A 25740-nucleotide genomic window follows, 5' to 3' on the forward strand; every position below is an offset into this window, starting at 1 on the left:
CACGGTGGACTTTCAGATAGAATATTGTAGATTGGATACATTATTGCGGAAGCGAGTCCAAGGAGAGACCAGACTATGACGCATTGGCAGGGGGTATTCCCGGCGGTTACCACCAAGCTCGACCAGGACGGTTCGATCAATCTCGAAGCGACACAGGCAAGCATCAATCGCCTGATCGACAACGGCGTTTCGGGCATCATCGTCCTGCCGATGCTGGGCGAGAATGCCTCGCTGCTGCCGCAGGAGAAGGAAGCCGTCATCCGGGCCGCCAGGGAGGTCGTCGCCGGGCGCGTTCCGCTTCTCTCCGGCTTGGCCGAGATTTCGACCACGGGGGCGGCCAGCAACGCCCGCAAGTTCCAGGATTACGGCGCCGAAGGCCTGATGGTATTTCCGAGCCTCGGCTACAAGACCGATCCGCGCGAAACGGCCGAGTGGTACAAGGCGATCGCCGGCGCCAGCGATCTGCCGATCATGATCTACAACAACCCGATCGCCTACGGCGTCGACGTCACGCCCGACATCCTCAAGGTGCTCGCCGATTGCCCGACCATCGTGGCGGTCAAGGAAGAGACCGGCGACGTGCGCCGCGTCACCGACATGTTCATCGCGCTGGGCAGCCGCTTCGATATCTTCTGCGGCGTAGACGATCAGATCGTCGAAAGCATGTCGCTTGGCGCGATCGGCTGGGTTTCCGGCATGACCAACGCCTGGCCGAAGGAATGCGTCGAGATTTTCAACCTGTGCGCGGCCGGGAATTTTGCCAAGGCGCGCGAGCTCTACCGCATCATGACGCCGTCCTTCCATCTCGATACGCATGTCAAGCTGGTTCAGTACATCAAGATGGCCGAGCACCTCGTCTATGGCGCGCCTGAATGGACCCGGGCGCCGCGGCTGCCGCTGGCCGGCGAGGAGCGCGAGCGCGTCATCGCCACCATCAAGGCGACGATCGAGCAGCTCAAGCAGATGCAATCACGGCGGGCCGCCTGATCCATCGGGATAGGCTTGCAAGAACCGCATCGTCGGTTGCGCATGTCGAGCGCAGCCGGCGGATGCGCCAGGGATGGATTGCATGGATAGAATTCCAACGTTCGGCGTGTCCGACCTGAAGCAGATCCGCGCTACGGCGCGGCGGCTCGACACGTCCTGGATCGGCGACGGGTTTTCCCGCGATGGCGGCGAGGTCAGAGCGATAGCGTCGCCTTTCGACGGAGAGACGATCAGCGAAGTTGCCTTTGCCAGTGAAAAGCAAGTGGGTCTTGCCGTGCGCGCCGCCCGCGGCGCGCTGAAGGCGGAGTGGGGAACGATGAGGCACGAGGGACGTGCCGCGTTGATCCGTGCGCTGGCGGACGCCGTCGAGAAGAACCGGCTCGAATTCGCGCTTCTCGAGAGCCTCGATGTCGGCAAGCCGATCCTGCATTCCTACAATGACGACGTGCCGACGACGGTCGGCGTGCTGCGCTGGTATGCCAGCCTGGTCGAAACCGCCTACGATCTCAGCCCTGCCCGTCGCAACGGCGTGTTCAGCCAGATCGTGCGCGAGCCGCAAGGCGTGGTTGGCATCGTCCTGCCCTGGAACTATCCGCTGACCACCCTGGCGCTGAAGGTCGGCCCGGCGCTGGCCGCCGGCAATACGGTGGTCTGCAAGCCGGCCGACGACACGCCGCTCACGACGCTGCGGCTGGCCGAACTGGCGATCGAGATCGGTTTCCCCGCCGGCGTCATCAACGTCGTGCCCGGCACCGGAGCGGTTGCCGGAAAGGCATTGGGCCTGCATAACGATGTTTCGGCGATCAATTTCACCGGCTCGACTGCCACAGGGCGGCGCTTCCTGCACTATTCGGCCGATTCGAACCTGAAGGAAATTTCGCTGGAATGCGGCGGCAAGAATCCCGCCATCATCCTGCCGGACGTCAAGTCGCTCGACCGTTTCGCCGACGACATTTCGACCGGCTTCCTGATGAATTCCGGCCAGCTCTGTTCATCCATATCGAGGGTTCTCGCGCCGCGCGCGCTGCAAGGCGATCTTCGCGACATGCTCATTGCCAAGATGAAGGAATGGCCGATCGGCGATCCGTTCGATCCGGCCACGCGCATCGGGCCATTGGTCAGCGACGCTCATGCGGCCAAGGTCAATCGCGCCATCGACACCGAGAAGCGGCACAACAATGATCTCAGCGTATCGGCAGCCGCAATCACCGGCGCCTCGCCGCGCCTGGTCGAGCCGGTGGTGTTCTTCAATGTCGCCGAAAGTGCGGACGTCTGGAGAGAGGAAATCTTCGGCCCGGTTCTCTCCGTCAGGTTCTACGACGATCTCGACGGCGCGATCCGTAGCGCTAATGACACGCAATACGGCCTCAGCGCCTATGTCTTCGGTGAGAATCCGGACGCGATTCGCGAGGCATCGACGATGCTCGACGCGGGGTTCGTGGCGATCAACGCCTTCTGCGAAGGCGACTTCACGACGCCGTTCGGCGGCTTCAAGACATCCGGCTTCGGCGGCAAGGACAAGGGCATCCATTCGCTCGACCAATATGCGCGGACCAAGAGCATCTGGTGGGCGACATAGCGTTCGGGCTGGCCTTGGACGCATTCGCACAAGTGAAGGTAAGTTCAATATGACTTCCAAGACGTATGACTACATCGTCGTCGGGGCGGGCGCTGCGGGTTCGATTGTCGCCGCCAGGCTAGGCGAGGACAGGAGCGTTCGCGTTCTCGTCCTGGAGGCCGGCCCGAGCGACAATTCCATCTATGTGCGCATGCCGGCCGCCATGTCTTATCCGCTGACCGACCAGCGCCGGACATGGAGTTTCGAGACGGGGCCGGAGGCCGCTCTCGGCGGGCGCATGGTCACGCATGTCAGGGGCAAGATGCTGGGTGGCTCCGGCTCGCTCAACGGCATGGTCTATGTGCGCGGCAATCCGCGCGACTTCGACGCGTGGGCGCAGGACGGCCTGCCGGACTGGTCGTACGCGCATTGCCTGCCCTACTTCAAGAAGCTGGAAACCTACGACAGGGGCGCCAATACCTATCGAGGTGGCGATGGCCCGATCGCGATCACCACGCTGAAAGGCGATTTGCCGGTCTTCGAGGCGTTTCTCGAGGCTGGTCGGCAGGCGGGGCACGACCTCAATCCGGACTACAATGCCTACCGCCAGGAAGGCGTCCATATCTACCAGGCAAACATCGACAGGGGCGTGCGGGCGAGCGGCGGCAGGGCCTATCTCAGGCCTGCCTTGCGCAAGGGCAATGTCGATCTGAGGCTGAACGCGCTGGTGCACCGGGTCAACTTCGACGGCAAGCGCGCGGTCGGCGTCACCTACGAGTCCCGTGGCGTGATCCATACCGTCGAGGCTGGCCGCGAGGTGGTGCTGTGCGGCGGGGCCTTCAACTCGCCGCAGCTTTTGCTGCTATCGGGCGTCGGTCGCTCCGACGAACTGGGCAGCCTGGGCGTCAAGTCCGTCGCGGATCTGCCGGGCGTCGGCAAGGGGCTGGTCGACCACGTCGCCGTTTCGGTGCGTTACAGGGCATCGCGTCCAGGTGTGTCGCCCGCCATGGACCTGAACATGCTCAAGATGGGCCTGATCGGCGCGCAATGGCTGTTCCTGCGCTCCGGGCTCGGCGTGACTAATCTCTGGGAGGTCGGCACGTTCTTCAGGAGCAGCGCGGCTGCCGACTATGCCAACATCCAGCACGAGTTTCTGCCGATGCTGGGCGAACTCATGCACGGCAAGGTCAACATCGAGGAGGGGTTCCAATACCAGACCTGCCTGATGCGGCCGAAGAGCCGGGGCGCCGTTACGTTGAAATCAGCTGACCCGCGGATGCATCCGTCAATCGTTTCCAACTACCTCGCGCATCCGCAGGACCAGCGGGATCTGATCGACGGCGTGCGCCACACCGACGAGATCATCCAGCAGCGCGCCTGGGACGGCATGCGCGGCGAAGCCTTGACGCCTGGGCTGAGGACGATGCCCGATGCCGAAGTGCTTGGCTGGCTGAAGGAAAATCTCGGCACGCAATACCACCCGTGCTCGACGTGCCGGATGGGCGTCGACGACATGTCGGTGGTCGATGCCGACGGCAAGGTGCACGACACCGAGGGGCTGCGTGTCATCGACGCCTCGGTCATGCCGCGTATCACCAGCGGCAATTTGCACTGCCCGACCATGATGATTGCGGAAAAACTGGTCGACCGCGTGCGGGGACGCGCGCCGCTGCCGCCACAAGCCGCTGATTATGCGGATCGGCGTTGATCGGGGAAACAAAGGCTCAATTCAAAGCCGAGATTGGATCGCAATGAAATATTGGATACGATCGTACAAGAAATAGAACGATTCTGGAAACGCCTGCCATGCCGCCCACCGTCAAGCCTCTGTTGCAGCGCCAGACCGTCACCGCGATGGTTGCGGAATACATAGCTGCCAAGATCGTCGGCGGCGAATATCCCGGCGGCCACCAGATTCGCCAGGAGGCGATAGCGGCCGAATTGGGTGTCAGCCGGATTCCGGTGCGCGAGGCGCTTCTGCAACTGGAAGCTGAAGGTCTTGTCGTGATCAGGACGCATCGCGGCGCCGTCGTCTCCGATCTGTCGGCCGATGATGCGATCGACCTCTTCGACGCACGGCTTTTGCTGGAGCCCTTCCTCGTCAAGAAGGCCATCGCGCGCATGTCCAACCAGGACATCGTCAATGTCGAACGGGCGCTTCAGGACTACGAGGCTGCTATCGCCAGGGGCGACCCGAAGGAGCTCAGCCGCCTCAACTGGGCCTTCCATACGGCACTTCTCGAGCCCTCCATGCGGCCGCGTTCGATGGCGGTGCTTCAGACGCTCTACAGTTCGGCGGATCGCTATCTGCGCCTGCAGATCGAACCATTGAAGGCGCAGACCAAGGCGCTGCAGGAGCATCGTGACATCTTCGAGGCCTATCGCCTGCGTGACGCGGTCGAAACGTCGAGACTGCTCAAGAAGCATGTCGCCGACGCGGCCGAAGAGATCGTCAGCCAGCTGAAGCGAGGCGAGGCCGCCGGCTGATCCTGTCCCAGCTGGATCGGGCTTTCGTCGTGCTGAAGCCGGCCGCGCATTTTTTGGTGTCGCTCAAAATCGGCTGACGCGAAGCAGCCGATCTGGCTACCCGCGACACCCCCTCAAGTTTTCATACGACAATAAACACGAGCGACGTGGCGGGGGACGATTTCGTTTGACTCTCGTGATTATTGTATCCAATATCCTGTAAAACAAGATTTCTCGAAGTCACCATCAAAAAGGGGAATTCGCAATGACACGCAAAGCAGGAGACGACGTCGATTCAGGCCTGTTCACGTCAGCGATCAGCAGGAGAGCCGCACTCGCCGGAATGGCCGGCCTGGGAGCCGGGGCATTCCTGTTGAGGCTGTCCTCGCTGCCTGCGCAGGCCGCGGTGGGTGGTGAACTCCAAGTCATGGCCTGGGAAGGCTATGACCTGACCAACGAGCTTTCGGACTGGCGCAAGGAAAATGGCGTCACGGTGGAGGCCACCTCGATCGCCAACCAGGACGACGTGCAGGCAAAGTTCGTGGCCGGCAATCCGCCGCCCATCGATCTGGCCGAGTACAATCAGGCCTATGCCGACCTCTATATCCGGGAAATGAAGATCGTAAATCCGATCGATATGTCCAAAGTGCCGAACTACAATGCCGACAACCTGTTCGGCCAGTTCTACGACCAACCGACATGGTTTGCCGATGGGCAACATTGGGGATCGCCCTATATCTGGGGCTTCAACACGATCCTGTTCAACGCCGACAAGCTGGCCAAGCCGGCATCCTACGCCGATCTGCTCGATCCTTCGCTCAAGGGCAAGATCGCCATCATGGACGACACGGTGAGTTCCTGGCCGGTTGCCGCGCGCGTTGCCGGTTTCGGCGAGAAGTATCCGCTGCTGACAAAAGACGAACTTGGCAAGACATTCGCGGAATTCTCCAAATACCGCGCTCAGGCCCGCGTCATCGCGCTCAATCAGGGCGAACTCGTCAACCTCATGGTTTCCGGCGAAGTCGTTGCCGCGCTTTGCGCCGATCCCTCGATCATCACGCAGACAGACCAGCAGAACATGAAGATCGAGATGGCCATGCCGAAGGAGGGTCCGGTTCTGTGGGTGGACGCCTGGTTCATTCCGGTTTCGGCTGACAACATCGAGGCCGCTCACGCCTTCATCAACCAGTCGCTGGACCCCGCGGTGCAGGCCAAGGTCGCCATGGCGGTGGTTCAGGCGCCGGTTTCGAAGAAGGCGGTCGCACTGCTCGACGAGAAATCGCGCAGTCGTATCGATTATGACGCCATCGACACGATGTTCGCGTCCGGACTGCCCGGCATTCCGCCGCGGGCGTCCGATACCCACGCCACCTATGACGACTGGGTCGCGGCGTGGCAGGAATTCAAGGCGGGAATGTAGACTTCCCGCCTTTGAATCGGCTGAATTGAGAATTGGCTGTCGGCATCATTGCCGATAGCGCGTCCGTGGGAATGTTCATGAAGGCACCGCGCTCTGGCATCGGCAGCCTGTTGGCTGCGCCGGCCGTTCTGTACATGGTCGTGTTTTTCGTCGTGCCGAGCCTGATGCTGTTCGTCTACAGTTTCTGGACGGCGGCCTCGTACAAGATCGTGCCGGCCTTCGTGTTTTCGAACTACCTGAATTCGCTGATGTCGCCATTGTTCTGGACGGTGACCATCAACGCCATCCTGATCGGGCTGGTCACGGCGTCGATCACGCTGGTGCTTGCGATCCCGGTCGGCTACTACCTCGTCTACGTCAGCCGCTCGCAGGTCATCCTCTATCTGATCCTGATCACCTGGTTCTCCAGCTATCTGGTGCGCATCTATGCCTGGCGCACCTTGCTTGGCACCAGCGGCGTCCTCAACACCATCCTGCTCCAGGCCGGCATCGTCGACACGCCGGTCGGCGTGTTCCTGTTCAGCCGGTTTGCGGTGGCAATCACGTTGATCCACATCTACCTGCCGTTCTGCATCCTGCTGGTGGTGTCGTCGCTGAGCGAGATCAAGAAGGACCTTGTCGACGCCGCGCGCGACCTTGGCGCCTCTCCGCTTGGCGCCTTCTTCCGTGTCATCGCGCCCAACGCAGCCAACGGGCTGGTCGGCGCCTTCATGCTGACCTTCGTCATGGTCGCGGGCGACTATGTCACGCCGCAGATGCTGGGCGGCTCGTCGGGCCAGACGACAGGGCTGCTGATCGCCGACCAGTTCCGCAAGACCGGCAACTGGCCTCTCGGTGCTGCCCAGGCCTTCCTGATGTTTCTGGTGTCGATCGCCATCTACTTCGCCGTGATGGGGCTTGGACGCGCGACAGGTCTGGTCGTGAAACGCCGGCCTGCAAAGAAAGCGGGGGTGTAGCGCGATGGTGCTCAGGTTGGTGGTCTGGTCGATCCTGGCGTTCTTGCTGATGCCGCTGGTGATCATCATTCTGTTCTCTTTCCACGCGACACCTTCGCTGTCCTTTCCCTTTGCCGGCTTCAGTCTGCGCTGGTACGCCGAGGTGCTTGGCAACGCCCAGCTCGGGTCGGCACTGGTCAAGAGCCTCACCGTCGCCGGCTTCACCGCATTGATCACGCTTGTCCTTGGGGCGGCCGCCTCGCTTGCCTGGCTTCGCCTGGGGCAGGGTGGTCGCGCCTTGCTGGAGGTGCTGTGCCTGACGCCGATCGCACTGCCCGGCCTCTTCGTCGGTGTCTCGCTTCTGGTGCTGTTCGCCCAGGCCAGCGTCCAGCTCTCGACGGTCACCATCGTCATCTCGCATGTGGTGCTTGCCCTGCCGATCCTGATCGTGGCGATGCGCGCCCGGCTTGCATTGTTCGATCCATCGCTGGAGGAAGCTTCGCGCGATCTTGGCGCCAGTCAGATGCAGACATTCGGCAAAGTGACGCTGCCACTGATCGCACCGACGTTGATCGCCTCGGCCATATTGGCGTTTGCGGTGTCGTTCGACGAGTTCGTTGTGACCTCCTTCGTCGCCGGCACCGAGACGACCTTGCCGATGTATATCTGGTCGATGATGCGCCGCACCGTGACGCCGCTCATCAACGCCATCTCCAGCCTCGCGCTCGTGTTCTCCATCGTCATCCTCTTCATCGCCTGGCTCATCGGCCATCTGCGCAGAAGGTCGGCCGTCGCCAGCCGCACCGTGTCATAAGGATCGACAGGCATGACAATTCGCCCGCCGGTAATCGAGATCGCCGCCGCCCAGAAAATGTTCGGTTCGTTCCAGGCGCTGAGCGACATAGACCTGTCCATCGAACAGGGCGAGATCGTCACGTTGCTTGGCCCCAGCGGCTGCGGCAAGACGACCCTTATGCGGCTCATAGCGGGCTTCGAGACGGTAACCGCCGGCACTGTCAGGATCGACGGCAAGGATTGTGCCGGCCAACCTCCCGAGCGGCGACCCGTCAACATGGTCTTCCAGCGCTACGCGCTTTTTCCACATCTCGACGTCTTCGAGAATGTCGCCTTCGGCCTGAAGGTCAAGGGCACGCCCAAGGCGGAAATCCGCGAGCGGGTCCAGCGCATGCTGCACATCGTTCAGCTCGACAGCTTCGCCAACCGCTACATCAACGAATTGAGCGGCGGCCAGAGCCAACGGGTGGCGCTTGCCCGGGCGCTCGTCAACGGTCCAAAAGTCCTGCTGCTCGATGAACCGCTTGCCGCCCTCGACCTGAAGATCCGCCAGCATATGCTGGTCGAGATGAAGCGCATTCATGCCGAGACCGGCGCCACCTTCGTCTATGTGACGCACGATCAGGACGAGGCGATGATCCTCTCGGACCGTGTCGTTCTCATGGAGAAAGGCCGTATCGTCCAGATCGACCGGCCCGAAATCATGTATGCGGCGCCAAAATCGCTGTTCGCCGCCAAGTTCCTCGGCGAGACCAATCTGCTCGAGGCGGCAATGGCAAGCGACGATGCTTCCGGCATGACCGCCGTCACCGCGTCGGGGCTCCGCCTTCACAGCAGCATCGTTCCGACAGGCGCGTTGCGCGGCAAGGTGGTCGTCTCAATCCGTCCGGAATCCTTCCGCTTCAACCGGGACAACGACACCACGCAATCGGCGACGGGACGGGTCGAGGATGTCATCTTCATCGGCAGCAGGTCGTTCTACACCATCTGCCTGGCCGACGGCGTTCGCGTTCGAGTCCAGGTCCAACGGAGCACCCGCACAAGCCTGCCGAAACCGGGTGAGAAGACGGAGATTTTCTGGGACGCCGAAAATGTGGTCATCCTTCCGCAAGCCTGATTGCCGGCCGCCGATCGGATCTCCGGGAAGATAAGCCGAAGCAATTCGATCTGCTGAACAGACGAAGGCTGTCAGTCCGGTCGATCCACGTGAAATGTCGTTGTTGCACTCAAGGCTTACTGCTGTACCTTCAAAGGTCATGGAGGCGTGAGCTCTTATGCTGCTTGAGCGAGAGGGGCCGCTTGGAACTTTGTTGGCCAGGGCTGAGAGAGCCGCGGCCGGACACGGCGGGACCGTGCTGGTGGACGGCGAAGCGGGCGTTGGCAAGACCTCCCTCCTGCGCGAATTCACGGAGAACGCCGACAGGAATTACCGGATACTGTGGGGTTGGTGCGAGGCGCTCTTCACACCCCGCCCGCTCGGTCCTCTCCAGGACATGGCGCACCTGCTGGACCCCCACGTGGCGGCACTGCTCGAGGAAACCGCGGCGCCGGAGCGGCTTTTTCCGGCGTTGTTGAATTCACTTCAGCACACCAAGGGCACGACCGTGCTCATCTTCGAAGACATGCATTGGGCCGACAATGCGACACTTGACCTGGTAAGGTACCTCGGTCGCCGTGTCTCCCTGCTGCGCACGATGCTGGTGCTCAGCATGCGCAGAGACGAGATAAGTGCCGATCATCCTCTGACCCACGTGCTCGGCGACCTTCCGTCGGCCTCGGTGACCCGCGTGACGCTGGAACCGCTGTCTTCCCAGGCGGTGACGGTGCTGGCCGAGCAGGCCGGCCGCTCCGCCGACGGGCTCTATCGCATTACCGAGGGCAATCCCTTCTTTGTCACCGAACTCCTGTCCAGCAGTGAGGCCGAACCGGGGCGCGTGCCCGATTCCATACGCGACGCGGTCTGGTCGCGCCTGTCGCGCCTGACCCCAGGGGAGCGCGAGGTGCTGGAGGTCATGAGCATCATGCCGGGCAGCGTTGAGCCGTGGTTGATCCGGGCACTTCTCGGGGACGAGACCGAAGTGCTTGTCGACCAGTGCGTGGGACGGGGATTGCTGCTGCGGGATGCTCAGGGCGCGTTGACGTTTCGCCACGAGCTTGCCAGGGAAGCCACGCTCGATCGGCTCGCCCCGTCTCTCCAACGGTCGCTGCACGCGAAAGTCGAAGCGGCGCTCTCCGAACTTCCGGCGGCGCAGGCAAGCGCTCTGCTTTCGCGACGGGTGCACCATGCCGGCGGCGCCGACAATGGCGAACGCGTCCTGGAACTCGCACCGCAGGCCGCCGAGCAGGCGGCGCGTCTGGGCGCGCATAGAGAGGCGGCTTCACATCTGGCGACCGCGCTCCGATACGTTTCAGAGGCTCCGTCGGCGTTGGCTGCCCAGCTTTATGAAGACTGGGCCTACGAGGCGGGCCTGTCGCTGTTCGTCTACGATGAGATCATCGAGGCGCGGCATCGCGCCATCGCGATCTGGCGCGAGCTTGGGCGCATCGACAAGGTCGGGGCCAATCTACGCTGGCTGTCGCGTCTCCACTGGCGCCGCGGAGAGGGGCAGGAGGCGGAAGACTACGCGGATCAGGCGGTGCGCGAAGTGGAGAACCTGCCGCCTGGGCCGGAACTGGCGATGGCCTACAGCACGCGCTCGCAGCTACACATGCTGCATTATCGCTTCGACGAGGCGATCGAATGGGGCGAGCGCGCGATCAGCCTGGCAGACCGGTTGGGTGAGGTCGAGACACGCGTCCACGCCCTGAACAATGTCGGCACAGCGCTGATGTTCGCCGACCGCCCGGGCGGTCGTGAGCGGCTGGAGGAAAGCCTCGCCCTGGCGCTCGCTCACGGGTTTCACGACCATGCGTCGCGAGCCTATACGAACTTCGCCGAATGCGCGGTGGTCGCCAAGGACTTCGCCTTGGCCGAGCGGCTGCTTGCGGAAGGGATTGCCCACTGCGCCAGGCACGACCTCGATTCGGCGGCGCAATACCTGCTTGGCCGGCAGGCACAGCTTCGCACCGAGCAAGGGCGCTTTCGCGAAGCCGAGACGATTGCCCAGGGCGTCATGAATCTGGAACGCCTGCCGATGGTGATGCACCTGCCGGCGCTGACGGAACTCGGCAGGGTGCGGGTCCGGCTGGGTGAGCCTGACGGCGTGGCGCTGCTGGAGCAGGCGCTGCGGGAGGGCCTGACGACCGGCGAGGCTCAACGCGTCATACCGGTTCGCTTGGCGCTGGCCGAGGCCGCCTGGCTTGCCGAGGAGCCCGGCGCCAGCCGCGAGCCGCTGACGGCCCTCGCCGAAATGGACCTCGACAATTTCCGCCCCTGGGATGTCGGCGAACTCGCCGTCTGGTGGCAGCGCTGCGGAATGGCGGGATCGCTGCCGGTGCCGGCCGCCCGCATTCCCTTGCCGCAAGCATTGGAACTCCGCGGCGACCCGATGGCGGCCTCGGCCGAATGGTCCCGCCTGGGTCTTCCCTATGAGTCGGCGCTCGCTCTCATGCAGGTCCGCGGAACCGATGCCGGTGTGGCGCTGGCGCGCGCCGTGACGACATTCGAGGCCGTCGAAGCGCGCCCCGCGGCAGCGCTGGCGCGAAAGCTGGCGCAGCGCATCGGAGCCGCCGGCCAGTTGCCGAAGCAGCGCCGGGGGCCGTACACCGTGGCCAGGCAGCATCCGCTGGGACTGACGAGGCAAGAACAACAGGTGCTCACAATGATTGCTCAAGGTCTGGGCAACAAGGCGGCGGCACGGCGCCTGTCGCGCTCGCCGCGGACAATCGAGCACCAGGTCTCCGCCGTGCTCGGCAAATTCAACGCGGCAAACCGGATGGAGATTCTGCTCCGCCTTCGCGGCGAGCCCTGGCTTTTACCGCCGACAGACGCTGCAAGCCCGTGAAAACTAGGCAAACGCGCGAAAATTAGGAGATCAGCCACCGGGAAACTAGGTGACCGCACCGATGTGCGCGGATGCCGCCGCGTGCAGGATGAGCTCGTGAGTTGGGAAAGGACTGTCAGGCAGTCCATGAGCTCGCCAATCGGAGGAAATAGCCATGATCAGATATTCCACCGCATTCGCAACGGTCTTGCTCGCCACCACGAGCGTGGCCGCTGCCTCGGAACTTGCGCCGGGGGACGGCCACAGCATCCGTCTCGGCCAGGTCACAGGTGTCGTCTATTATACGGTCGAGCCGGACGGTTACCGGGTCGTTACGACCCTGGCTTCCGGGGCCGATGTGCAGCCGGTGCGGTTCGTCTCCACGCTCGAACCGGGGCAACACATGATGATCTCCTTGCCTCAAGCCGTCGGCCAGCCATCGCTCGATTTCAAGCTCATGCGGTACGGCACCACGGTTCTCGTGAGAGAGCCCGCCGCCATTCCGGTGGCCGATCCGATGAAACAGGCATCGATCCAGGACGCTCTCGACCGATGAGCCGGTGATGGTCCGCCGCTCGGCGCTGCGGGTGAGACGATGCTGGCCGGCACCGACGGGACCTCGGCCGCGAACGGCCCGGCAGGCCAAAGCCTTGGCCGCCGAGCCGCCGCACATCGAGGGCTTCCCTGGAGTCCACGATGTTTCCATGACCAGGATCGAAATGGCGCTCCTTGCCTTTACGTCATTCAACGCGGTTCGCGTTCTCGCATATTTTCCCAAGATGGCGGCGATTATCCGGGACACGAACGGTGCGACCGCGGTCTCTTGTTGGACCTGGAGCCTCTTCGCCGCATCGCATCTTTCCACTGTCGCCTACGCCCTCGACGCTGTCGCCAACCGCATGGCGATACGGTCGAACGCGTTCAGCCTGAGGTCCTCAACCGATTTCGCTTTGCCGTCGCTTGGCGAACGTCGTGAAACCTCGGCACGCCGCGCACAAAACCGCGTAGCCCCGATGCGTCAGAGCCGCACGAAAATTAGGTGGTCCCGCAAAGCGAGAACACGTCGGCGAAAACCGGGAAACCGCCCGCCTAAAAATGGGTGACAGCAGGTGACCGACGGCCGCTGACAGGCCGCGCCCCTAGTCCCGCAGCAGATCGAACATCAGTTTGAAGAAACGGTCCGCATCGACCTCATGCGCGATGCGGGCATTGTCGCTTTGGCCGCGTTCGCCCCAGAAATCGGCAACGGTCGCGCCGAATGCGTAGGTGCCGGACAGATCGACGCCGATATGGGCGGGACGCGTGCGCACCAGCGTCGGGTCGATGGCAAGCGCCAGCACGAGCGGATCATGCATCGCCCCGCCGACGCCCATCGAGTTGCGATGCAGCTTCTCGTAGAACAGCAGCCAGTCGTTGACGAGCCGGCCGAGCGGCGTGTCGATGGTCGCGAGCTCGGCATATTGCGGCGCCTCGATCAGCACCTGCATGGTGACGTCGAGGCCGACCATCAGGAGCGGCACGCCGCTGTCCAGGACGATCTTCAGCGCCTCCGGGTCGCAGAAGGCGTTGAACTCCGTCGGCGTGATGATCTCGCTCCTGCGATAGAACACGCCGCCCATCCAGATCAGTTCCTTGATCTTGGGCAGAACGTCGCGATGCTTGAGGATCAGCAGGCCGATATTGGTCAGCGGCCCGGTCGCGACCACCAGGATGGGCTCGGGCGCGGCGCGCAATGTGTCGGCGAGGAAATCGACCGCATGCTGCTTGATCGGCTTGATCGTCGCCTGCGGCAGATAGGGCGAGCCTTCGAGGCCGCTCGGCCCGTCGGCGGTGCCGAGCACCAGAGGTCTGGCCAATGGGCGATGGCAGCCCTGCGCCACCGGCACGTCGCCGGCGCCGATGAATTCGAGGATCCGCAGCGCATTGGCGGTCGTCTTCTCGACCTCCGCATTGCCGCAGGTCGTGGTGACGCCGAGCAGCTTGATGGCCGATGAGCGATGCGCCATGACCAGCGCGATGGCGTCGTCGTGGCCCGGGTCGCAATCGAACAGGATGGGTGTTGCTGTGGTCATTTCTTTGTCGGTCCTCACGCCGCCCGTTCGTACTGCGCGACAGTCTGCTTGAAGATGTCGAGGAAGCGGCGGCCGTCGAGATCGGTGCAGATGCGGGTGGTCTTCGGTCCGCCGCCAGGCAGCAATTGCCGGCCGCGATGGGCGACGGTCTGTCCGCGTGCGATGCGCCCGTCCAGCACGACGTCGACGAACAGCGGCTCGGTCATGGTGGCAAGGGCCGGATCGAAAGCCAGCGCCACGGTGATCACGTCGTCCATCGGGAACCCGACCAGGTCGAAGAACTCGCGCCAGATGTCGATATAGATCGGGAAGCTGTCGGCGATCATGTCGAAAACCGGATTGTCCTTGGCACCGGCTTGCATGTCCGCGATGTCGTCGCGGGTCAGCATCGAGGCAGCGACGCGGTTGTCCTCGCAGATGTCGAGCGGCACGAGGATCTTCTCGACATCAGCGTTGAGCACGATGCGCGAGGCCTCCGGGTCGGCCCAGATGTTATATTCCGACAGCGGCGTGATGTTGCCGGGCGTCTGGAAATTACCGCCGAGCACCAGAAGCCGCTTGAGCGCCTCCGTCAGGCGGGGCTCCTGCAGCAGCGCCATCGCTGCATTGGTCAGCGGGCCGGTCGTCACCAGCGTCATCTCGCCGGGATTGGCCATGACCGTTTCGATGATGAAGTCGACGGCGTGCCCCGGCGTTGCCTGGCGCGATGGGGTCGGCGCCGGCGGATTGAATTTCTTCAGGCGGTCGCCGAAGCGGGCAACGAGTCGCTTTTCGAAATGGACCGGCGCCTCCATGTCGGCCTTGGCGTTGCCGACGATCGGCCGCCACGCGCCGGCGTGAACCGGAATGTCGTCACGCCCCGCCAGCGCTAGCGTGTTGAGGACGACATTGGTGACCTGCTCGATCGGGCCAGCCGCACCGGTCACGGTGGTTACCCCCTCGAGCCGGAGGTTTGGATTCGCCGCGGCAAACAGCACGGCGAGAATGTCGTCACCGGCAGAATCCACGTCGAGGATTATGCGTTCCATGGAGATTTCCTTCATGAGGGATGTTTGCCACCTGGTTCGGTGTTCCTGTCTGCCGACAGCAGTTTCTGCATCAACGCCAGCGTCTCCTTGATGATCTTCGGCCGCGCGCGATAGGAGAGCGCGAACAGCGCCGTGAGCGCGACGACATAGGGGACGGTGAGAACCAGATAGGACGGGTAGCCGAACGTCTGCAGGCGCAGCGAGAAGGCATCGGCGAAGCCGAACAGCAGGCAGCCGGCCAGCACCTTCAGCGGATCGCCGTTGGAGAAGATCAGGATCGCGACCGCCATGAAACCGCGGCCCGAAGACATGTTTTCGGTGAACATGGTGATATAGCCGAGCGACAGATGCGCGCCGGCGAGGCCCGCCAGCAATCCGCACAGCAGCGAGGCGGTATAACGGACACGCGTGATCGAGATGCCGAGCGCCTCGGCGGCTTCGGGTTTTTCGCCGACGACGCGGATATAGAGCCCGAGACGGGTGCGGTTGTAGAACAGCACCAGCAGCGGCACCGCGATGAAGGCGACATAGACGATCGGCGTGAAGCCGGAGATCAGCGGCGCCCATGAACCGAGAACGGCGCGGGCGCCGGGCAACTGGACTTTCGGCAGGCCGACGATACCTTGGCCGACGATCGAGCCTCGCGTGCCGAAGATCGCCTTCATCAGCGAGATCGTCATGCCGCCGGCGAGGATGTTGAGCGCCAGCCCGACGACCACTTCATTGGCCCGGAAACTCACCACCAGAACGGCAAAAACCAGGGCGAAGACGAGTGCCGCGGCGACGCCGCAGGCGACCCCGGCGAATGCGGAACCCGTCCAGATCGAACCGAGCACGGCGAAGAAGGCGCCTGCCAGCATCTGCCCTTCGAGGCCGATGTTGAAGATGCCGGCCTTGGTGGTGAACGAACCGCCGAGCGCGACCAGGAGGATGGGCGCTGTGGTGCGAAGCGTCGCGGCGATCAGCGCGACGTTGACGAGCTTGTCTAGAATTTCCATCGCCGCTCCCCTGCCTGGCTGTCGCCGCGGCGCCTGACCAGAACCTGCGCCGACACGCTGAGGATGATCAGCGCCTGGATGACGGTGATGATCTCGCGCGACGCGCCGGTGTCGACCTCGAGCAGCAGCGACCCGTTGCGCAAGGCGCCGAAGAACAAAGCGGTGAAGATGGTGGCGACCGGCGAGCCATTGGCGAGCAGTGCGGCGATCAGCCCATCGAAGCCGAAACCGGGAGCGAAGCCTTCCATGAAGCGGTGATGGACGCCGAGTGTCTCGACGCCACCGGCCAGTCCGCCAACGGCGCCTGAAAGGAGCAGGACCACAAAGCCCTGCCGCTTCACGTTGACGCCGCCATATTCGGCGAATTTCGGCGCCGAGCCGACCATCGTCACGCCATAGCCCCAGCTGGTGTAGCGGAAGACAAGTGCCGTACCGATCGCCAGCACCAGACCGATGACCAGGCCCCAGTTCAACCGCGAGAAGTCGAAGAGCTCCGGCAGATAGGCCGTCGGCAGGATCGGCGGCGTCTCTGACCAGCCACCCGGCCGCTTGAACAGGAAGATGGTAAAATAGGAGGTCAGCAGCACCGCGACGTAGTTCGACAGGATCGTCGAGACGACTTCGTTGGTGTTGTAGCGGGCCCGGAAATAAGCAGGGATGGCGACCCAGGCGGCGCCCGCCACGACCGCGAGCGCCAGTCCCGCCAGCGTGTGGATGCCCGCGGGCAGGGGGAAGGCGAAGCCGACCCAGGCGGCGGCGAAGCCGCCGAGGAAAAGCTGGCCTTCGATGCCGACGTTGAACATGCCGCCGCGCAGGCCGATGCAGGCAGCGACGCCGCAGATCAGGATCGGCGTCGTCTGCAGCAAGGTCCCGGCAATCTTCGCCTGGTCGCCGAAGGTGCCGCGCAACAGCGTCATGAAGACCCGGACCGGGCTTTCACCGACCATGAGGATGATGATCGCGCCCATGACCAGCGCCACGGCGACGGCGATGACCTGGCCGGAAACGGCACGCAAGCGGTCGTTCATCATTGAGGCTCCGGCATCATGCAGTCTCCGCGGCGAATTCGGGCGCGGCCACGCCTGCCATCATCATGCCGATACGGTCCTCGTCGGCATCGTCGCCGGCGACCTCGCCCATGATCCGCCCGTTGAACATCACCAGGATGCGGTCGGCAAGGGCGGCAAGTTCGTCGAGCTGCACGGAAATCAGCAGGATTGCGCGGCCGGCGGCGCGCTGGCGCATGATCTCGTCATGAATGGCTTCCTGCGCGCCGATGTCGACGCCGCGCGTCGGCTGGTCGATCAGCAGGAAGTCGGCGCCGTTGGTGAACTCGCGCGCCAGCACGACCTTCTGGATGTTGCCACCCGAAAGCCGCTTGACGGCATCGCTCGACCCTTGCGCGCGAATATCGAAGTCCTTGATCAGCTTGGAGGCGTTTTGGCCGATGACGTTCCAGTTGAGCACGCCGCCGCGGCTCCATGGTGCGCGGTGCTGGCGGCCCATTAGCATGTTTGCCGCAATCGACGCGTTGCGATCGACGCCGCGTGCCATCCGATCGCCTGGGACATGCGCCAGGCCGGCCGCGCGGATTTCGGCGGGGGAGAACGCGGCGAGGTTCCGGCCCTTCAGCCGGGCAACGCCGTGGCTTGCTGGCCGCAGGCCCGAAAGCACCTCCGCCAGTTCCGTCTGCCCATTGCCGGCCACGCCGGCGATCCCTACCACCTCGCCGGAACGGACGGTGAAGTTGACGTCGCGCAGCGCCGGCAAGCGGCGGTCGTCGCGCGCCCATAGTTCCTCGACTTCGAGCACCACCTCGCCCCGCTGCGGTTCGCGCGGGCGGCGGTCGAAGCTGACTTCGCGGCCGACCATCATGCGCACCAATTCGTCCTTGGTGAGCTCGGCCGTCGGGCGCGTCGCCACTCTCTTGCCGTTGCGCAGCACCGTCACGGTGTCTGAGACCTCCATCACCTCTTCCAGGTGATGCGAAATGAAGATCACCGTCATGCCTTCCGCCACGAAGCTGCGCAGCGTCTGGAACAGCTCACGGCTCTCCTGTGGCGTCAGCACCGCAGTCGGCTCGTCGAGGATGATGGTGCGTGCGCCGCGCACCAGCACCTTCAGGATTTCGATGCGTTGCTCTATGCCGACCGAGAGCAGTCCGACGCGCTCGGTCGGATCGACCCGCAGCCCGAAACGCTCCGACAGTTCGCGCGTGCGGGCGATCTGCGCGGCGTGGTCGATCAGCCCATGGCGGCGGATCTCCATGCCGAGAAAAACGTTGTCGGCGACCGACAGGGAGGGAACCAGCTTGAAGTGCTGATGCACCATGCCGAGGCCGGCCTTGATGGCGACGGCGGGGTCGGCCACGTCAGTCTCCTCGTCGTTCAGCCGGATCGAGCCTTCGTCGGGCTGCAGGAGGCCGAACAGGATGTTCATCAGCGTCGTCTTGCCGGCGCCGTTCTCGCCGATGATGGCGTGGATCTCGCCCCGGCGCACGGCGAGGTCGATGCCGTCATTGGCAACGAACGCGCCGAAACGCTTGGTGATGCCCGTCAACGCGACGGCCATACCAGCCAGATTGGGGCCAGCCAGATTGTGGCCGGTAGAAACGTTGTGGCGGGTCGACGACCCCGGCGCGTTCGACACCATGGCTCTCGCAGATTGGGCGCTGATCCGTCACGGCAAGCCGTAGCGGATCAGCGCGGCGCTTTCCTGGGAGGATGCGCTGTTGTTGTCTCACTTCGCCTTGGCGATCTCGATCTTGCCGTCGAGAATGGCCTTCTTGATCTCGTCCAGCTTGGCCGTCACATCGGCCGGGATCGTCGGGGCGATGTCGTCGCAGACCTTGACTTCGACGCCGCCCGAGGCGAGGTCGAAGGTGCGGGTGCCGGCCGTGACCTTGCGGCCCTCGACCTCGTCCTTGATCAGTGTGTAGACGGCGATGTCACCGCGCTTCAGCATGCTTGCAAGTACATTTCCGGGAGCCGTGCCGCACATGTCGATGTCGACGCCGATCGAGTATTTGTCGACCGCAGCACTTGCCTGCATCACGCCTTCGCCCGTCGGACCGGCGACGTTGTAGACGATGTCGGCGCCCTGGCCGTAAAGCGCCTGGGCAAGCTCGCTGCCCTTGGCCGGATCGTCAAAGGTTCCGGCGAAGACCGAATTCACCTTCACGTCGGGCGCGGCATATTTCGCGCCTTGCTCGTAGCCGCCGAGGAAGTTGCGGATCACGGGGATGTCACGGCCGCCGACGAAGCCGATCGCCATGCCGTCGCCGATCTTGTCGAACTCGCTGCCCTTGGCCTCGATCATGCCGGCGAGCGCGCCAGCGACGAAGGATCCCTGCTCCTCCGCGAAATTGGCATAGATCATGCTGGGGTTGTCGAGCACGCCGTCGATGAAGACGAAGCGCTGGTCGGGATAGGCTTTGCTGACCTTCTGCAGCGAGTCCACCAGTTCCCAGCCCATCACGAAGATCAGGTCATATTGCTTGGCCTTAGCTAGGTTCTCGAACTGCTCCTCGTAGTCGAGCGAGCGATTGCCGGTGTCGACCAGCTTGAGATCGATGCCGAAGTCGGTCTTGGCCTTGTTGAGGCCGTTGACGATGGAAACACCGAAGCCTTGTGCGAAATACCCCGAGATGGCGGCCACCGACACCTTGTCCTGTGCCGCGGCAGATCCGAACGACACGGCAAGCATCGTGCCGGCCAGACATAGATTTTTGAGCGCCCTTTTCATGTCATTCCCCTTCAGCTTTTTCAGCCTTTGAAGCCACGCCTTGACCATCCACGCATGTCGCGAGACAGCGGCTATTTTCGTTGATGGTCATATGAGTTTATGAGCGGCCCTGCAGGCTGTCAATCGTCATGCGATGCAGTTTCGTTGTGGCTTTTCTCGCTTCCTCCATGTCGAAGCTTGACAAATATCGGCTGGGGATAATTGTTGGTACTCTAACGAGTTTACGTGAACGACGAGATGAGGGAGCGGACAATGCCGGCTGTGGTCGTCAGGAAATTTCTGGTTCAGGTCGAAGAGATATTCCATGAAGGCGGCCCGCCCGCGGCACGCCCGCTCAAGCGCGGCGCAGTCGTCGCCGTCATCGCCAATCCTTTTGCCGGGCGGTATGTCGAGGAGATCGCCGGCTTCATGGACGATCTGAAGCCGCTCGGCCTCGATATGGCGCGACGCCTGATCGATGCCATCGGCGACGGCGCCTCGGCCGTCGAAGGCTATGGCAAGGGCGCCATCGTCGGCGCCGCCGGTGAGCTGGAACATGGTGCGCTCTGGCACAATCCGGGCGGCTATGCGATGCGCGAGTTGCTCGGAAACGCCAGGGCAATCGTGCCTTCGACCAAGAAGGTCGGCGGGCCCGGAACCCGGATCGACATTCCGATCACGCACATAAACGCCTCCTACGTGCGCAGCCATTTCGATGCGATCGAGGTCGGCGTCAACGATGCGCCGCGCAGTGACGAGATGGCGGTCATCCTGGCGATGACGACCGGCGCGCGCGTTCACGCGCGGGTGGGCGGCCTTGCCGCCGCGGATATCAAGGGCGAGGACGGATTGAGATGAGCGCAGAAATCCGTCGGATCATCACCATCGTCGAGGAAACCCTGATCGAGGGCGGGCGTCCGGTCGACCCGCCGACCCGCCGTGCGGCGGCCGTTGCCGTGATCCGCAACCCCTATGCCGGCGCCTATGTCGAAGACCTGTCGGCGTTGAGCGACATCGGCGAAGCGCTGGGCGACATCTTGCCGAAGCGCGCGGTCGCAGCACTCGGCATCCCCGGCAACCGGGTCGAGAGCTTCGGCAAGGCAGCCGCCGTCGGCGCCGACGGCGAACTCGAACACGCCGCCGCCATCCTTCATCCCAAGCTCGGCGCCCCGTTCCGCGACGTGCTCGGCAAGGGGGCGGCGCTCATCCCCTCGTCGAAGAAGCGTGGCGGCCTCGGCGTGCCGCTCGACATTCCGCTCGGCCATAAGGACGCGGCGCGGGTGCGCAGCCATTTCGACGGCATGGAGGTTCGGGTTCCCGATGCGCCGCGTGCCGACGAGATCGTCGTTGCCATCGCCGTGACCGATTCCGGCAGGCCGCACCCGCGCGTCGGCGGACTGACCAAGGACAGGATCGCCGGCAAGGACGGTGTCGGCTAAAACGCCATCACCCCTGGACGACTTCAGGCACCCGCATTGCCGGCGGCGTGTTGCGGCTTCGGCCGGTCCGCACCTCGCCGTCGATGACCACCATTCCGATGCCCGGAAGGTTGCCTTGCGCCACGCTGTCGAGCAGCCCGTCGCCGGCGCCGCCGATCGCCTGGTCGATGAAGATCAGGTCGGCGGCGCGGCCGACCTCGATCATGCCGCGATCATGCAATCCGCGTACGCGCGCCGTGTTGCCGCTGGCAAAGCAGAACGCCAATTCCGGCGCGACACCGCCCAGCGAAGCCAGCATGGTGAGCGTCCGCAGAATGCCGAGCGGCTGCACGCCGGACCCGGCCGGGCTGTCCGTGCCGAGGATTATGCGTGAAAGCTCGCCGCGCTGCCTGGCAAGGTCGAGCACGAACAGCCCGGTGCGCAGATTGCCGTTGTGGACGATCTCGAGCGCGCGCGAACCCTTCTCGCAGATTTGCCGGATTTCCGCTTCGGGCAGTGCCGTCGGCCCGCCATTGACATGCGCGACAATGTCGGCGTCGACCTCCAGCACGGTATCGGCACCGATGCGGCCGGAGCCGGGCAGCGACGGACCGCCGGTATGGGTCATCGAGGTCATGCCGTATTTGCGCGCCCAGGCAACCATCCGCCGGCCGGTCGGCCCGTCCTTGACGCCGCCGAGGCCGACCTCGCCGACAAGCGTCACGCCGGCTTCGGCGAGGTAACGGAAGTCCTCCTCGACAAGGCCGGGCTCCAGGATCGGCGCGCCGGCCAGTATCTTCATGCCGCTCGGGCGGAAGTTGGAGAAGGTCCGTTGGGCCGCAATGGCCAGCGCCTTCAATCCGACCAGATCGCGCGGGCGGCCCGGCGTATGGACCTCTCCCGCCGAGATCATGGTGGTGACCCCGCCATGCACCGTCGAATCCATCCAGCCGATCTGGTTCTGCCTCGGCGTCCAGTCGCCGGCCACCGGATGGACGTGATCGTCGATCAGCCCCGGAGCGACCGCGCAGCCCATCGCGTCGATCACGCCGCTTGCAGCACTGACATCAAGCGCGCCGGCCTTGCCGATGGCGGTGATCTTGCCATCGACCGCGACGATCGTGTCGGCGTCGAGGATCGGCCGGCCGAGATCGCCGCTTAGCATCAGGCCGATGTTGCGCACGACAAGCATGTTGGGTTTGGGGTCGGGCGACATCGGCACCTCTTCGGTCATTTCCAGGAAGTCTTGGGACGCGCGTTATTTGCCGCTATCACCATTCGATGGATCGTCGTCATTGATGCGGTTGAGCAGGCGAAGCAGCGTCGCCTGTTCCGCGGGCGAAAGCGGCGACAGAAATCGCCGCCCGACCTCGACGCTGCGTTCGAGCCGGTCGAGCGTGTATTGGGTCCCCTTGTCGGTCAGCGCGATCATCGACAGACGCTGATCGGTGTCGGAAGCGCTGCGGGTGATCAGCCCGTTCTTGAGAAGTTTGCGGACGACGATGCTAATGGTCGACGGGTCCATCGCGGTCAGCCGGCCGAGGTGGTTTTGCGAGACCTCAGCCTGCTTGAGAATGGTGGCGAGGGCGGCGAACTGCGTTGGCGAAAGATCTTCGCCGGCCATGACCTGCTGGAAGCGCAGCGTCGCACGCTGATGCGCCCGGCGGATCACATGCGCCGGATGGCGATCCAGTTCGTAGCCGGTCTTGGCATAATGCTGCAGCACCTGTTCGCGGCTTAGCGGCCTGGCGCTATCGTCCCGTCCTTTGGGCGCGGCGTCGCGTTCGGGTTGCGATTCGATGTCAGTCGTCACGCCGGACTCCTCGTGCCGCTGTCTCGGATGCCGCAGGCTCGAAAACGCTCAAGCCGCGACACTCGCCGGTTGAAGCGACGTCCCGTCGCGAAGGGCTGCGACGACGCTTGCCGAATCGCTGACCACGCCGAAATGGGTCGCTATGTCGTAGAGCGAGCTTTCCTGCTCGCGCGGTCCTGTCGCCGCGCAGCAATCGCTTGGCACCACCACTTCATAGCCCTGGAAAAAGGCATCATGCACGGTCGAGCGCACGCAGATGTTGGTGACCACGCCAAAGATCACCAGTTGGTCGACCTGCATGTCCCTGAGCGTCAGGTCGAGGTCGGTCTGGAAAAACGCCGAGTAGCGTCGCTTGATCAGGTGGATTTCATCGTCACGGGCGCCGAGATCCTCGATGATTTCCGGGCCCCAGGCGCCCTCGAGGCAATGTGGCGTGCGCTTCACCCATTCGCGTTCGCGGCGCATGCCGGCCCGGTGGGTATCGTGCACCCAGATCACCGGCACGCCGCCGGCGCGCGCAGCCTCGATGATCGCCAGTTGCGGCGCGACCAGCACCTCATATCCCGGCAATACCATCGCACCGCCGGGCTTGCAGAATTCATTGACCATGTCGATGACGATAATCGCCGCGCGTTGCGGATCGAGGCGCATCGCGTCATCGTGCCGATGCGAGGAAAAGACGTCCACGGGCATGGCGAGCTCCTTTGTCGATCGTTGATACTCATACAAAAAACCGTCGCGGATGCCAAGTCAATCCCGTTCAAAGCAAAGCCGGTTGTCAAATGTGCGCAAGCCGCACCGACAAGGGCTTGCGCCGATTTCCGCCGCGAAAACGGCATTGACAAGGGAATACGATCATGTGTTCGATTTGTATGACCATCAATGATATTCAAATTCGCCGGACTTGCCGGGCCGAGGGCTGAGACATGAGGACAATCGTTACCGGATCGAGCGGCCTGCTTGGCCGTCATGTCGCGGCGGCGCTTGTCGCAGCCGGCCATGATGTGATGGGTGTCGATGCCGTTGCGCCCGATAAAGCGGCATGGCGGCATGCAAGCGCGGACCTGACGGATCTGGGATCGACGCTGCAATTGGTGCGCGATTGCGACGCGGTGGTTCACATCGCGGCCATCCCGCGCCCGACCGGGCGGGCCGGCGGCGAGGTGTTCAAGACCAATGTCGCGACCGCCTACAATGTCGTCGAGGCGGCTGCCATGGCCGGCGCCAGGCGCTTCGTCTACGCATCTTCCTTCAGCGTCTTCGGTTATCCCTTTTTCGAGAAGACGGTGCGCCCGCCCTATTTGCCGGTCGACATGAACCATCCCGTCGGCGCGCAGGATCCTTACGCGCTGTCGAAATGGCTGGGCGAGGAAATCGTCGATGCTGCGGTGCGCCGCGGCGCTTTTTCGGCTGTCAGCATCCGCATGCCCTGGATCCAGACCCCGGAAACCTTCTTCGCCGGCGTAGGTCCGCGCCGCGCCACCGCCGACAGCGCCCGCGATCTGTGGGCCTATCTCGACGCGCGCGACGCGGGGCAGGGCTTCCTGCAGGCGCTCGAATGGCAGGGCGACGGTCATCTCCGCGTGCTGCTGAGCGCCGCCGACACCTTCATGGAAGAGGAAACCGAGCCGCTGGTGCGCCGGGTCTACCCTGATGTCGCGCTGTCGCAGCCGATCGCCGGCCATGGCGCGGTGCTCGATACGGGCGATGCGCGCGAAACGATCGGTTTCGAGCCAAGCCATTCGTGGCGCTCCTATCCCCAGCCGGAGTCCGGAAGATGAAGCGATTCGACGAAAAATGCGTCCTCGTCACCGGTGGCGCCGGCGCGATCGGCAGTGCGGCGGTAAGGCGTTTCCTCGACGAAGGCGCACGGGTCTCCATTGTCGACCGCAACGGCGCTGCGGCGCAGACATTAGTTGGGTCTCTTGGCGAGAACGCTATCGCCATCGAAGCCGATGTCACGGATGAGGCGGATGTACGGCGCGCCGTTGAAACGACCGTCGAGACGTTCGGCCGGCTCGATGCCGTCTTCAACAATGCCGGGATCTCCGGCGTCGTCGCCCCGGTTCACGAACTGCCGGTCGAGGACTGGGACACCATCATCCGTATCAATCTGCGCGGCATGTTCCTCGTCCTGCAGGCGTCGCTTCGGGCGATGATCAAGGCAGGGAATGGCGGTTCGATCGTCAACATGGGCTCATCCATGGCCGGCTGGGACGTGCTGTCGGGTGGCGCCGGCTATGTCGCCTCCAAACATGGCGTGGTCGGGCTGACGCGGGTCGCGGCGCTCGACGCCGCGCCCTACGGCATACGGGTGAACGCCATCTGCCCGGGCGTGATCGAGACGACGCTTGGCGTGCCGGCGAGCGGCGATGGCGATTTCAAGAGCAGCGTGCAGCATTTCGCCGACCGCATCCCGCTGCGCCGCATCGGCCAGCCAGATGACGTCGCGGCCGCCGTGGCCTTCCTGGCGTCCGACGAGGCCAGGCACGTCACCGGCGCGGATTGGCTGATCGACGGCGGCCAGACCTTGCAGAGCTGGGCCAACGCGCCGGCCGGCAGCGCCTTTCCGAAATTTCGGTAAGTCGTCGCACCTCCATCCCT

At 63.9% G+C, this 25740-nt stretch carries 23 protein-coding genes; 14 read left to right on the top strand and 9 right to left on the bottom strand.

The genetic code is table 11. The annotated features are described in order from the left end of the window. Window positions 1-75 precede the first annotated feature (75 nt). From E5X88_RS05680 to E5X88_RS05725, 10 genes are all read left to right on the top strand, one after another. A complete protein-coding gene (locus E5X88_RS05680) occupies window positions 76-987 on the top strand; it encodes a dihydrodipicolinate synthase family protein (RefSeq protein ID WP_292159120.1) in 912 nt (303 codons plus the stop codon). An 82-nt stretch (window positions 988-1069) separates the two neighbouring features. Continuing rightward, entirely contained in the window at window positions 1070-2566 is a 1497-nt protein-coding gene (locus tag E5X88_RS05685) for an aldehyde dehydrogenase family protein (RefSeq protein WP_292159121.1), read from the top strand. 49 nt (window positions 2567-2615) lie between these two features. Then, window positions 2616-4253, top strand: a complete 1638-nt coding sequence (locus E5X88_RS05690; RefSeq protein ID WP_292159123.1) for a choline dehydrogenase — start codon at window positions 2616-2618, stop codon at window positions 4251-4253. 98 nt (window positions 4254-4351) lie between these two features. Continuing rightward, window positions 4352-5032: a GntR family transcriptional regulator gene (locus E5X88_RS05695; RefSeq protein WP_292159125.1), complete on the top strand. Its 681-nt coding sequence runs from the start codon at window positions 4352-4354 to the stop codon at window positions 5030-5032. A 244-nt stretch (window positions 5033-5276) separates the two neighbouring features. Beyond that, the gene (locus tag E5X88_RS05700; protein WP_292159127.1) at window positions 5277-6431 is read left to right on the top strand and encodes a PotD/PotF family extracellular solute-binding protein; all 1155 of its coding nucleotides are present in this window, start codon (window positions 5277-5279) and stop codon (window positions 6429-6431) included. A 77-nt stretch (window positions 6432-6508) separates the two neighbouring features. Further along, window positions 6509-7387: an ABC transporter permease gene (locus E5X88_RS05705; RefSeq protein ID WP_292159129.1), complete on the top strand. Its 879-nt coding sequence runs from the start codon at window positions 6509-6511 to the stop codon at window positions 7385-7387. 4 nt (window positions 7388-7391) lie between these two features. After that, complete coding sequence (locus E5X88_RS05710; RefSeq protein WP_292159131.1) at window positions 7392-8180, top strand: ABC transporter permease; 789 nt, start codon at window positions 7392-7394, stop codon at window positions 8178-8180. A 12-nt stretch (window positions 8181-8192) separates the two neighbouring features. Further along, window positions 8193-9278 carry an ABC transporter ATP-binding protein gene (locus tag E5X88_RS05715; protein ID WP_292159133.1) on the top strand — a complete coding sequence of 362 codons (1086 nt, stop codon included), beginning with the start codon at window positions 8193-8195 and terminating at the stop codon, window positions 9276-9278. 193 nt (window positions 9279-9471) lie between these two features. Further along, the gene (locus E5X88_RS05720; RefSeq protein ID WP_292159135.1) at window positions 9472-12105 is read left to right on the top strand and encodes an AAA family ATPase; all 2634 of its coding nucleotides are present in this window, start codon (window positions 9472-9474) and stop codon (window positions 12103-12105) included. A gap of 154 nt (window positions 12106-12259) precedes the next feature. After that, window positions 12260-12640 (top strand): hypothetical protein, encoded by a 381-nt coding sequence (locus E5X88_RS05725; RefSeq protein WP_292159138.1) that lies wholly within the window; start codon window positions 12260-12262, stop codon window positions 12638-12640. A gap of 583 nt (window positions 12641-13223) precedes the next feature. Here the strand turns inward: E5X88_RS05725 and E5X88_RS05730 are convergent. From E5X88_RS05730 to E5X88_RS05755, 6 genes are all read right to left on the bottom strand, one after another. Further along, entirely contained in the window at window positions 13224-14156 is a 933-nt protein-coding gene (locus E5X88_RS05730; RefSeq protein WP_292159139.1) for a nucleoside hydrolase, read from the bottom strand. Between the two features lie 14 nt (window positions 14157-14170). After that, entirely contained in the window at window positions 14171-15184 is a 1014-nt protein-coding gene (locus tag E5X88_RS05735) for a nucleoside hydrolase (protein ID WP_292159140.1), read from the bottom strand. An 11-nt stretch (window positions 15185-15195) separates the two neighbouring features. Further along, on the bottom strand, window positions 15196-16182 hold the full coding sequence (locus E5X88_RS05740; RefSeq protein WP_292159141.1) for an ABC transporter permease: 987 nt from the start codon (window positions 16180-16182) through the stop codon (window positions 15196-15198). After that, complete coding sequence (locus tag E5X88_RS05745; protein ID WP_292159143.1) at window positions 16170-17213, bottom strand: ABC transporter permease; 1044 nt, start codon at window positions 17211-17213, stop codon at window positions 16170-16172. Before E5X88_RS05745 ends, E5X88_RS05740 begins: the two co-directional genes overlap by 13 nt. A 13-nt stretch (window positions 17214-17226) precedes the next feature. Then, window positions 17227-18834, bottom strand: coding sequence for an ABC transporter ATP-binding protein (locus tag E5X88_RS05750; protein WP_292159144.1), 1608 nt, complete (start codon window positions 18832-18834; stop codon window positions 17227-17229). 87 nt (window positions 18835-18921) lie between these two features. Further along, on the bottom strand, window positions 18922-19926 hold the full coding sequence (locus E5X88_RS05755; RefSeq protein ID WP_292159146.1) for a BMP family protein: 1005 nt from the start codon (window positions 19924-19926) through the stop codon (window positions 18922-18924). Between the two features lie 252 nt (window positions 19927-20178). Here E5X88_RS05755 and E5X88_RS05760 point away from each other — a divergent pair, with 252 nt between their 5' ends. Together E5X88_RS05760 and E5X88_RS05765 are read left to right on the top strand one after the other, a co-directional pair. Beyond that, window positions 20179-20763 carry an amino acid synthesis family protein gene (locus E5X88_RS05760; protein WP_292159148.1) on the top strand — a complete coding sequence of 195 codons (585 nt, stop codon included), beginning with the start codon at window positions 20179-20181 and terminating at the stop codon, window positions 20761-20763. Beyond that, complete coding sequence (locus E5X88_RS05765) at window positions 20760-21344, top strand: amino acid synthesis family protein (RefSeq protein WP_292159150.1); 585 nt, start codon at window positions 20760-20762, stop codon at window positions 21342-21344. Before E5X88_RS05760 ends, E5X88_RS05765 begins: the two co-directional genes overlap by 4 nt. Before the next feature lie 7 nt (window positions 21345-21351). Here the strand turns inward: E5X88_RS05765 and E5X88_RS05770 are convergent, their stop codons facing one another. The 3 genes from E5X88_RS05770 to E5X88_RS05780 are packed head-to-tail and all read right to left on the bottom strand — an operon-like array spanning window position 21352 to window position 23829. Further along, window positions 21352-22557: an amidohydrolase family protein gene (locus E5X88_RS05770; protein WP_292159152.1), complete on the bottom strand. Its 1206-nt coding sequence runs from the start codon at window positions 22555-22557 to the stop codon at window positions 21352-21354. Between the two features lie 24 nt (window positions 22558-22581). Then, a complete protein-coding gene (locus tag E5X88_RS05775) occupies window positions 22582-23136 on the bottom strand; it encodes a MarR family winged helix-turn-helix transcriptional regulator (RefSeq protein ID WP_292159154.1) in 555 nt (184 codons plus the stop codon). A 48-nt stretch (window positions 23137-23184) separates the two neighbouring features. Further along, window positions 23185-23829 (bottom strand): isochorismatase family cysteine hydrolase, encoded by a 645-nt coding sequence (locus tag E5X88_RS05780; protein ID WP_292159156.1) that lies wholly within the window; start codon window positions 23827-23829, stop codon window positions 23185-23187. A gap of 233 nt (window positions 23830-24062) precedes the next feature. On the opposite strand from E5X88_RS05780, the gene E5X88_RS05785 reads away from it, so the two are divergent. Both E5X88_RS05785 and E5X88_RS05790 read left to right on the top strand, forming a co-directional pair. Next, window positions 24063-24917, top strand: a complete 855-nt coding sequence (locus tag E5X88_RS05785) for an NAD(P)-dependent oxidoreductase (protein WP_292159158.1) — start codon at window positions 24063-24065, stop codon at window positions 24915-24917. Further along, on the top strand, window positions 24914-25720 hold the full coding sequence (locus tag E5X88_RS05790) for an SDR family NAD(P)-dependent oxidoreductase (protein ID WP_292159160.1): 807 nt from the start codon (window positions 24914-24916) through the stop codon (window positions 25718-25720). The genes E5X88_RS05785 and E5X88_RS05790 overlap by 4 nt, the downstream gene beginning before the upstream one ends. Window positions 25721-25740 lie beyond the last annotated feature (20 nt).

The sequence above is a fragment of the Mesorhizobium sp. genome (assembly GCF_004962245.1).
GTDB lineage: Bacteria > Pseudomonadota > Alphaproteobacteria > Rhizobiales > Rhizobiaceae > Mesorhizobium.

Excerpts from the sequence above, each read along its gene's own strand:
- E5X88_RS05695 (WP_292159125.1), top strand. The coding sequence starts at position 4,352 with ATGCCGCCCACCGTCAAGCCTCTGTTGCAGCGCCAGACCGTCACCGCG.
- E5X88_RS05780 (WP_292159156.1), bottom strand. The coding sequence starts at position 23,829 with ATGCCCGTGGACGTCTTTTCCTCGCATCGGCACGATGACGCGATGCGC.
- E5X88_RS05735 (WP_292159140.1), bottom strand. The coding sequence starts at position 15,184 with ATGGAACGCATAATCCTCGACGTGGATTCTGCCGGTGACGACATTCTC.
- E5X88_RS05710 (WP_292159131.1), top strand. The coding sequence starts at position 7,392 with ATGGTGCTCAGGTTGGTGGTCTGGTCGATCCTGGCGTTCTTGCTGATG.
- E5X88_RS05750 (WP_292159144.1), bottom strand. The coding sequence starts at position 18,834 with ATGGTGTCGAACGCGCCGGGGTCGTCGACCCGCCACAACGTTTCTACC.
- E5X88_RS05770 (WP_292159152.1), bottom strand. The coding sequence starts at position 22,557 with ATGACCGAAGAGGTGCCGATGTCGCCCGACCCCAAACCCAACATGCTT.
- E5X88_RS05725 (WP_292159138.1), top strand. The coding sequence starts at position 12,260 with ATGATCAGATATTCCACCGCATTCGCAACGGTCTTGCTCGCCACCACG.
- E5X88_RS05745 (WP_292159143.1), bottom strand. The coding sequence starts at position 17,213 with ATGATGAACGACCGCTTGCGTGCCGTTTCCGGCCAGGTCATCGCCGTC.
- E5X88_RS05680 (WP_292159120.1), top strand. The coding sequence starts at position 76 with ATGACGCATTGGCAGGGGGTATTCCCGGCGGTTACCACCAAGCTCGAC.
- E5X88_RS05715 (WP_292159133.1), top strand. The coding sequence starts at position 8,193 with ATGACAATTCGCCCGCCGGTAATCGAGATCGCCGCCGCCCAGAAAATG.
- E5X88_RS05740 (WP_292159141.1), bottom strand. The coding sequence starts at position 16,182 with ATGGAAATTCTAGACAAGCTCGTCAACGTCGCGCTGATCGCCGCGACG.
- E5X88_RS05685 (WP_292159121.1), top strand. The coding sequence starts at position 1,070 with ATGGATAGAATTCCAACGTTCGGCGTGTCCGACCTGAAGCAGATCCGC.
- E5X88_RS05760 (WP_292159148.1), top strand. The coding sequence starts at position 20,179 with ATGCCGGCTGTGGTCGTCAGGAAATTTCTGGTTCAGGTCGAAGAGATA.
- E5X88_RS05700 (WP_292159127.1), top strand. The coding sequence starts at position 5,277 with ATGACACGCAAAGCAGGAGACGACGTCGATTCAGGCCTGTTCACGTCA.
- E5X88_RS05705 (WP_292159129.1), top strand. The coding sequence starts at position 6,509 with ATGAAGGCACCGCGCTCTGGCATCGGCAGCCTGTTGGCTGCGCCGGCC.
- E5X88_RS05785 (WP_292159158.1), top strand. The coding sequence starts at position 24,063 with ATGAGGACAATCGTTACCGGATCGAGCGGCCTGCTTGGCCGTCATGTC.
- E5X88_RS05790 (WP_292159160.1), top strand. The coding sequence starts at position 24,914 with ATGAAGCGATTCGACGAAAAATGCGTCCTCGTCACCGGTGGCGCCGGC.
- E5X88_RS05690 (WP_292159123.1), top strand. The coding sequence starts at position 2,616 with ATGACTTCCAAGACGTATGACTACATCGTCGTCGGGGCGGGCGCTGCG.
- E5X88_RS05730 (WP_292159139.1), bottom strand. The coding sequence starts at position 14,156 with ATGACCACAGCAACACCCATCCTGTTCGATTGCGACCCGGGCCACGAC.
- E5X88_RS05765 (WP_292159150.1), top strand. The coding sequence starts at position 20,760 with ATGAGCGCAGAAATCCGTCGGATCATCACCATCGTCGAGGAAACCCTG.
- E5X88_RS05755 (WP_292159146.1), bottom strand. The coding sequence starts at position 19,926 with ATGAAAAGGGCGCTCAAAAATCTATGTCTGGCCGGCACGATGCTTGCC.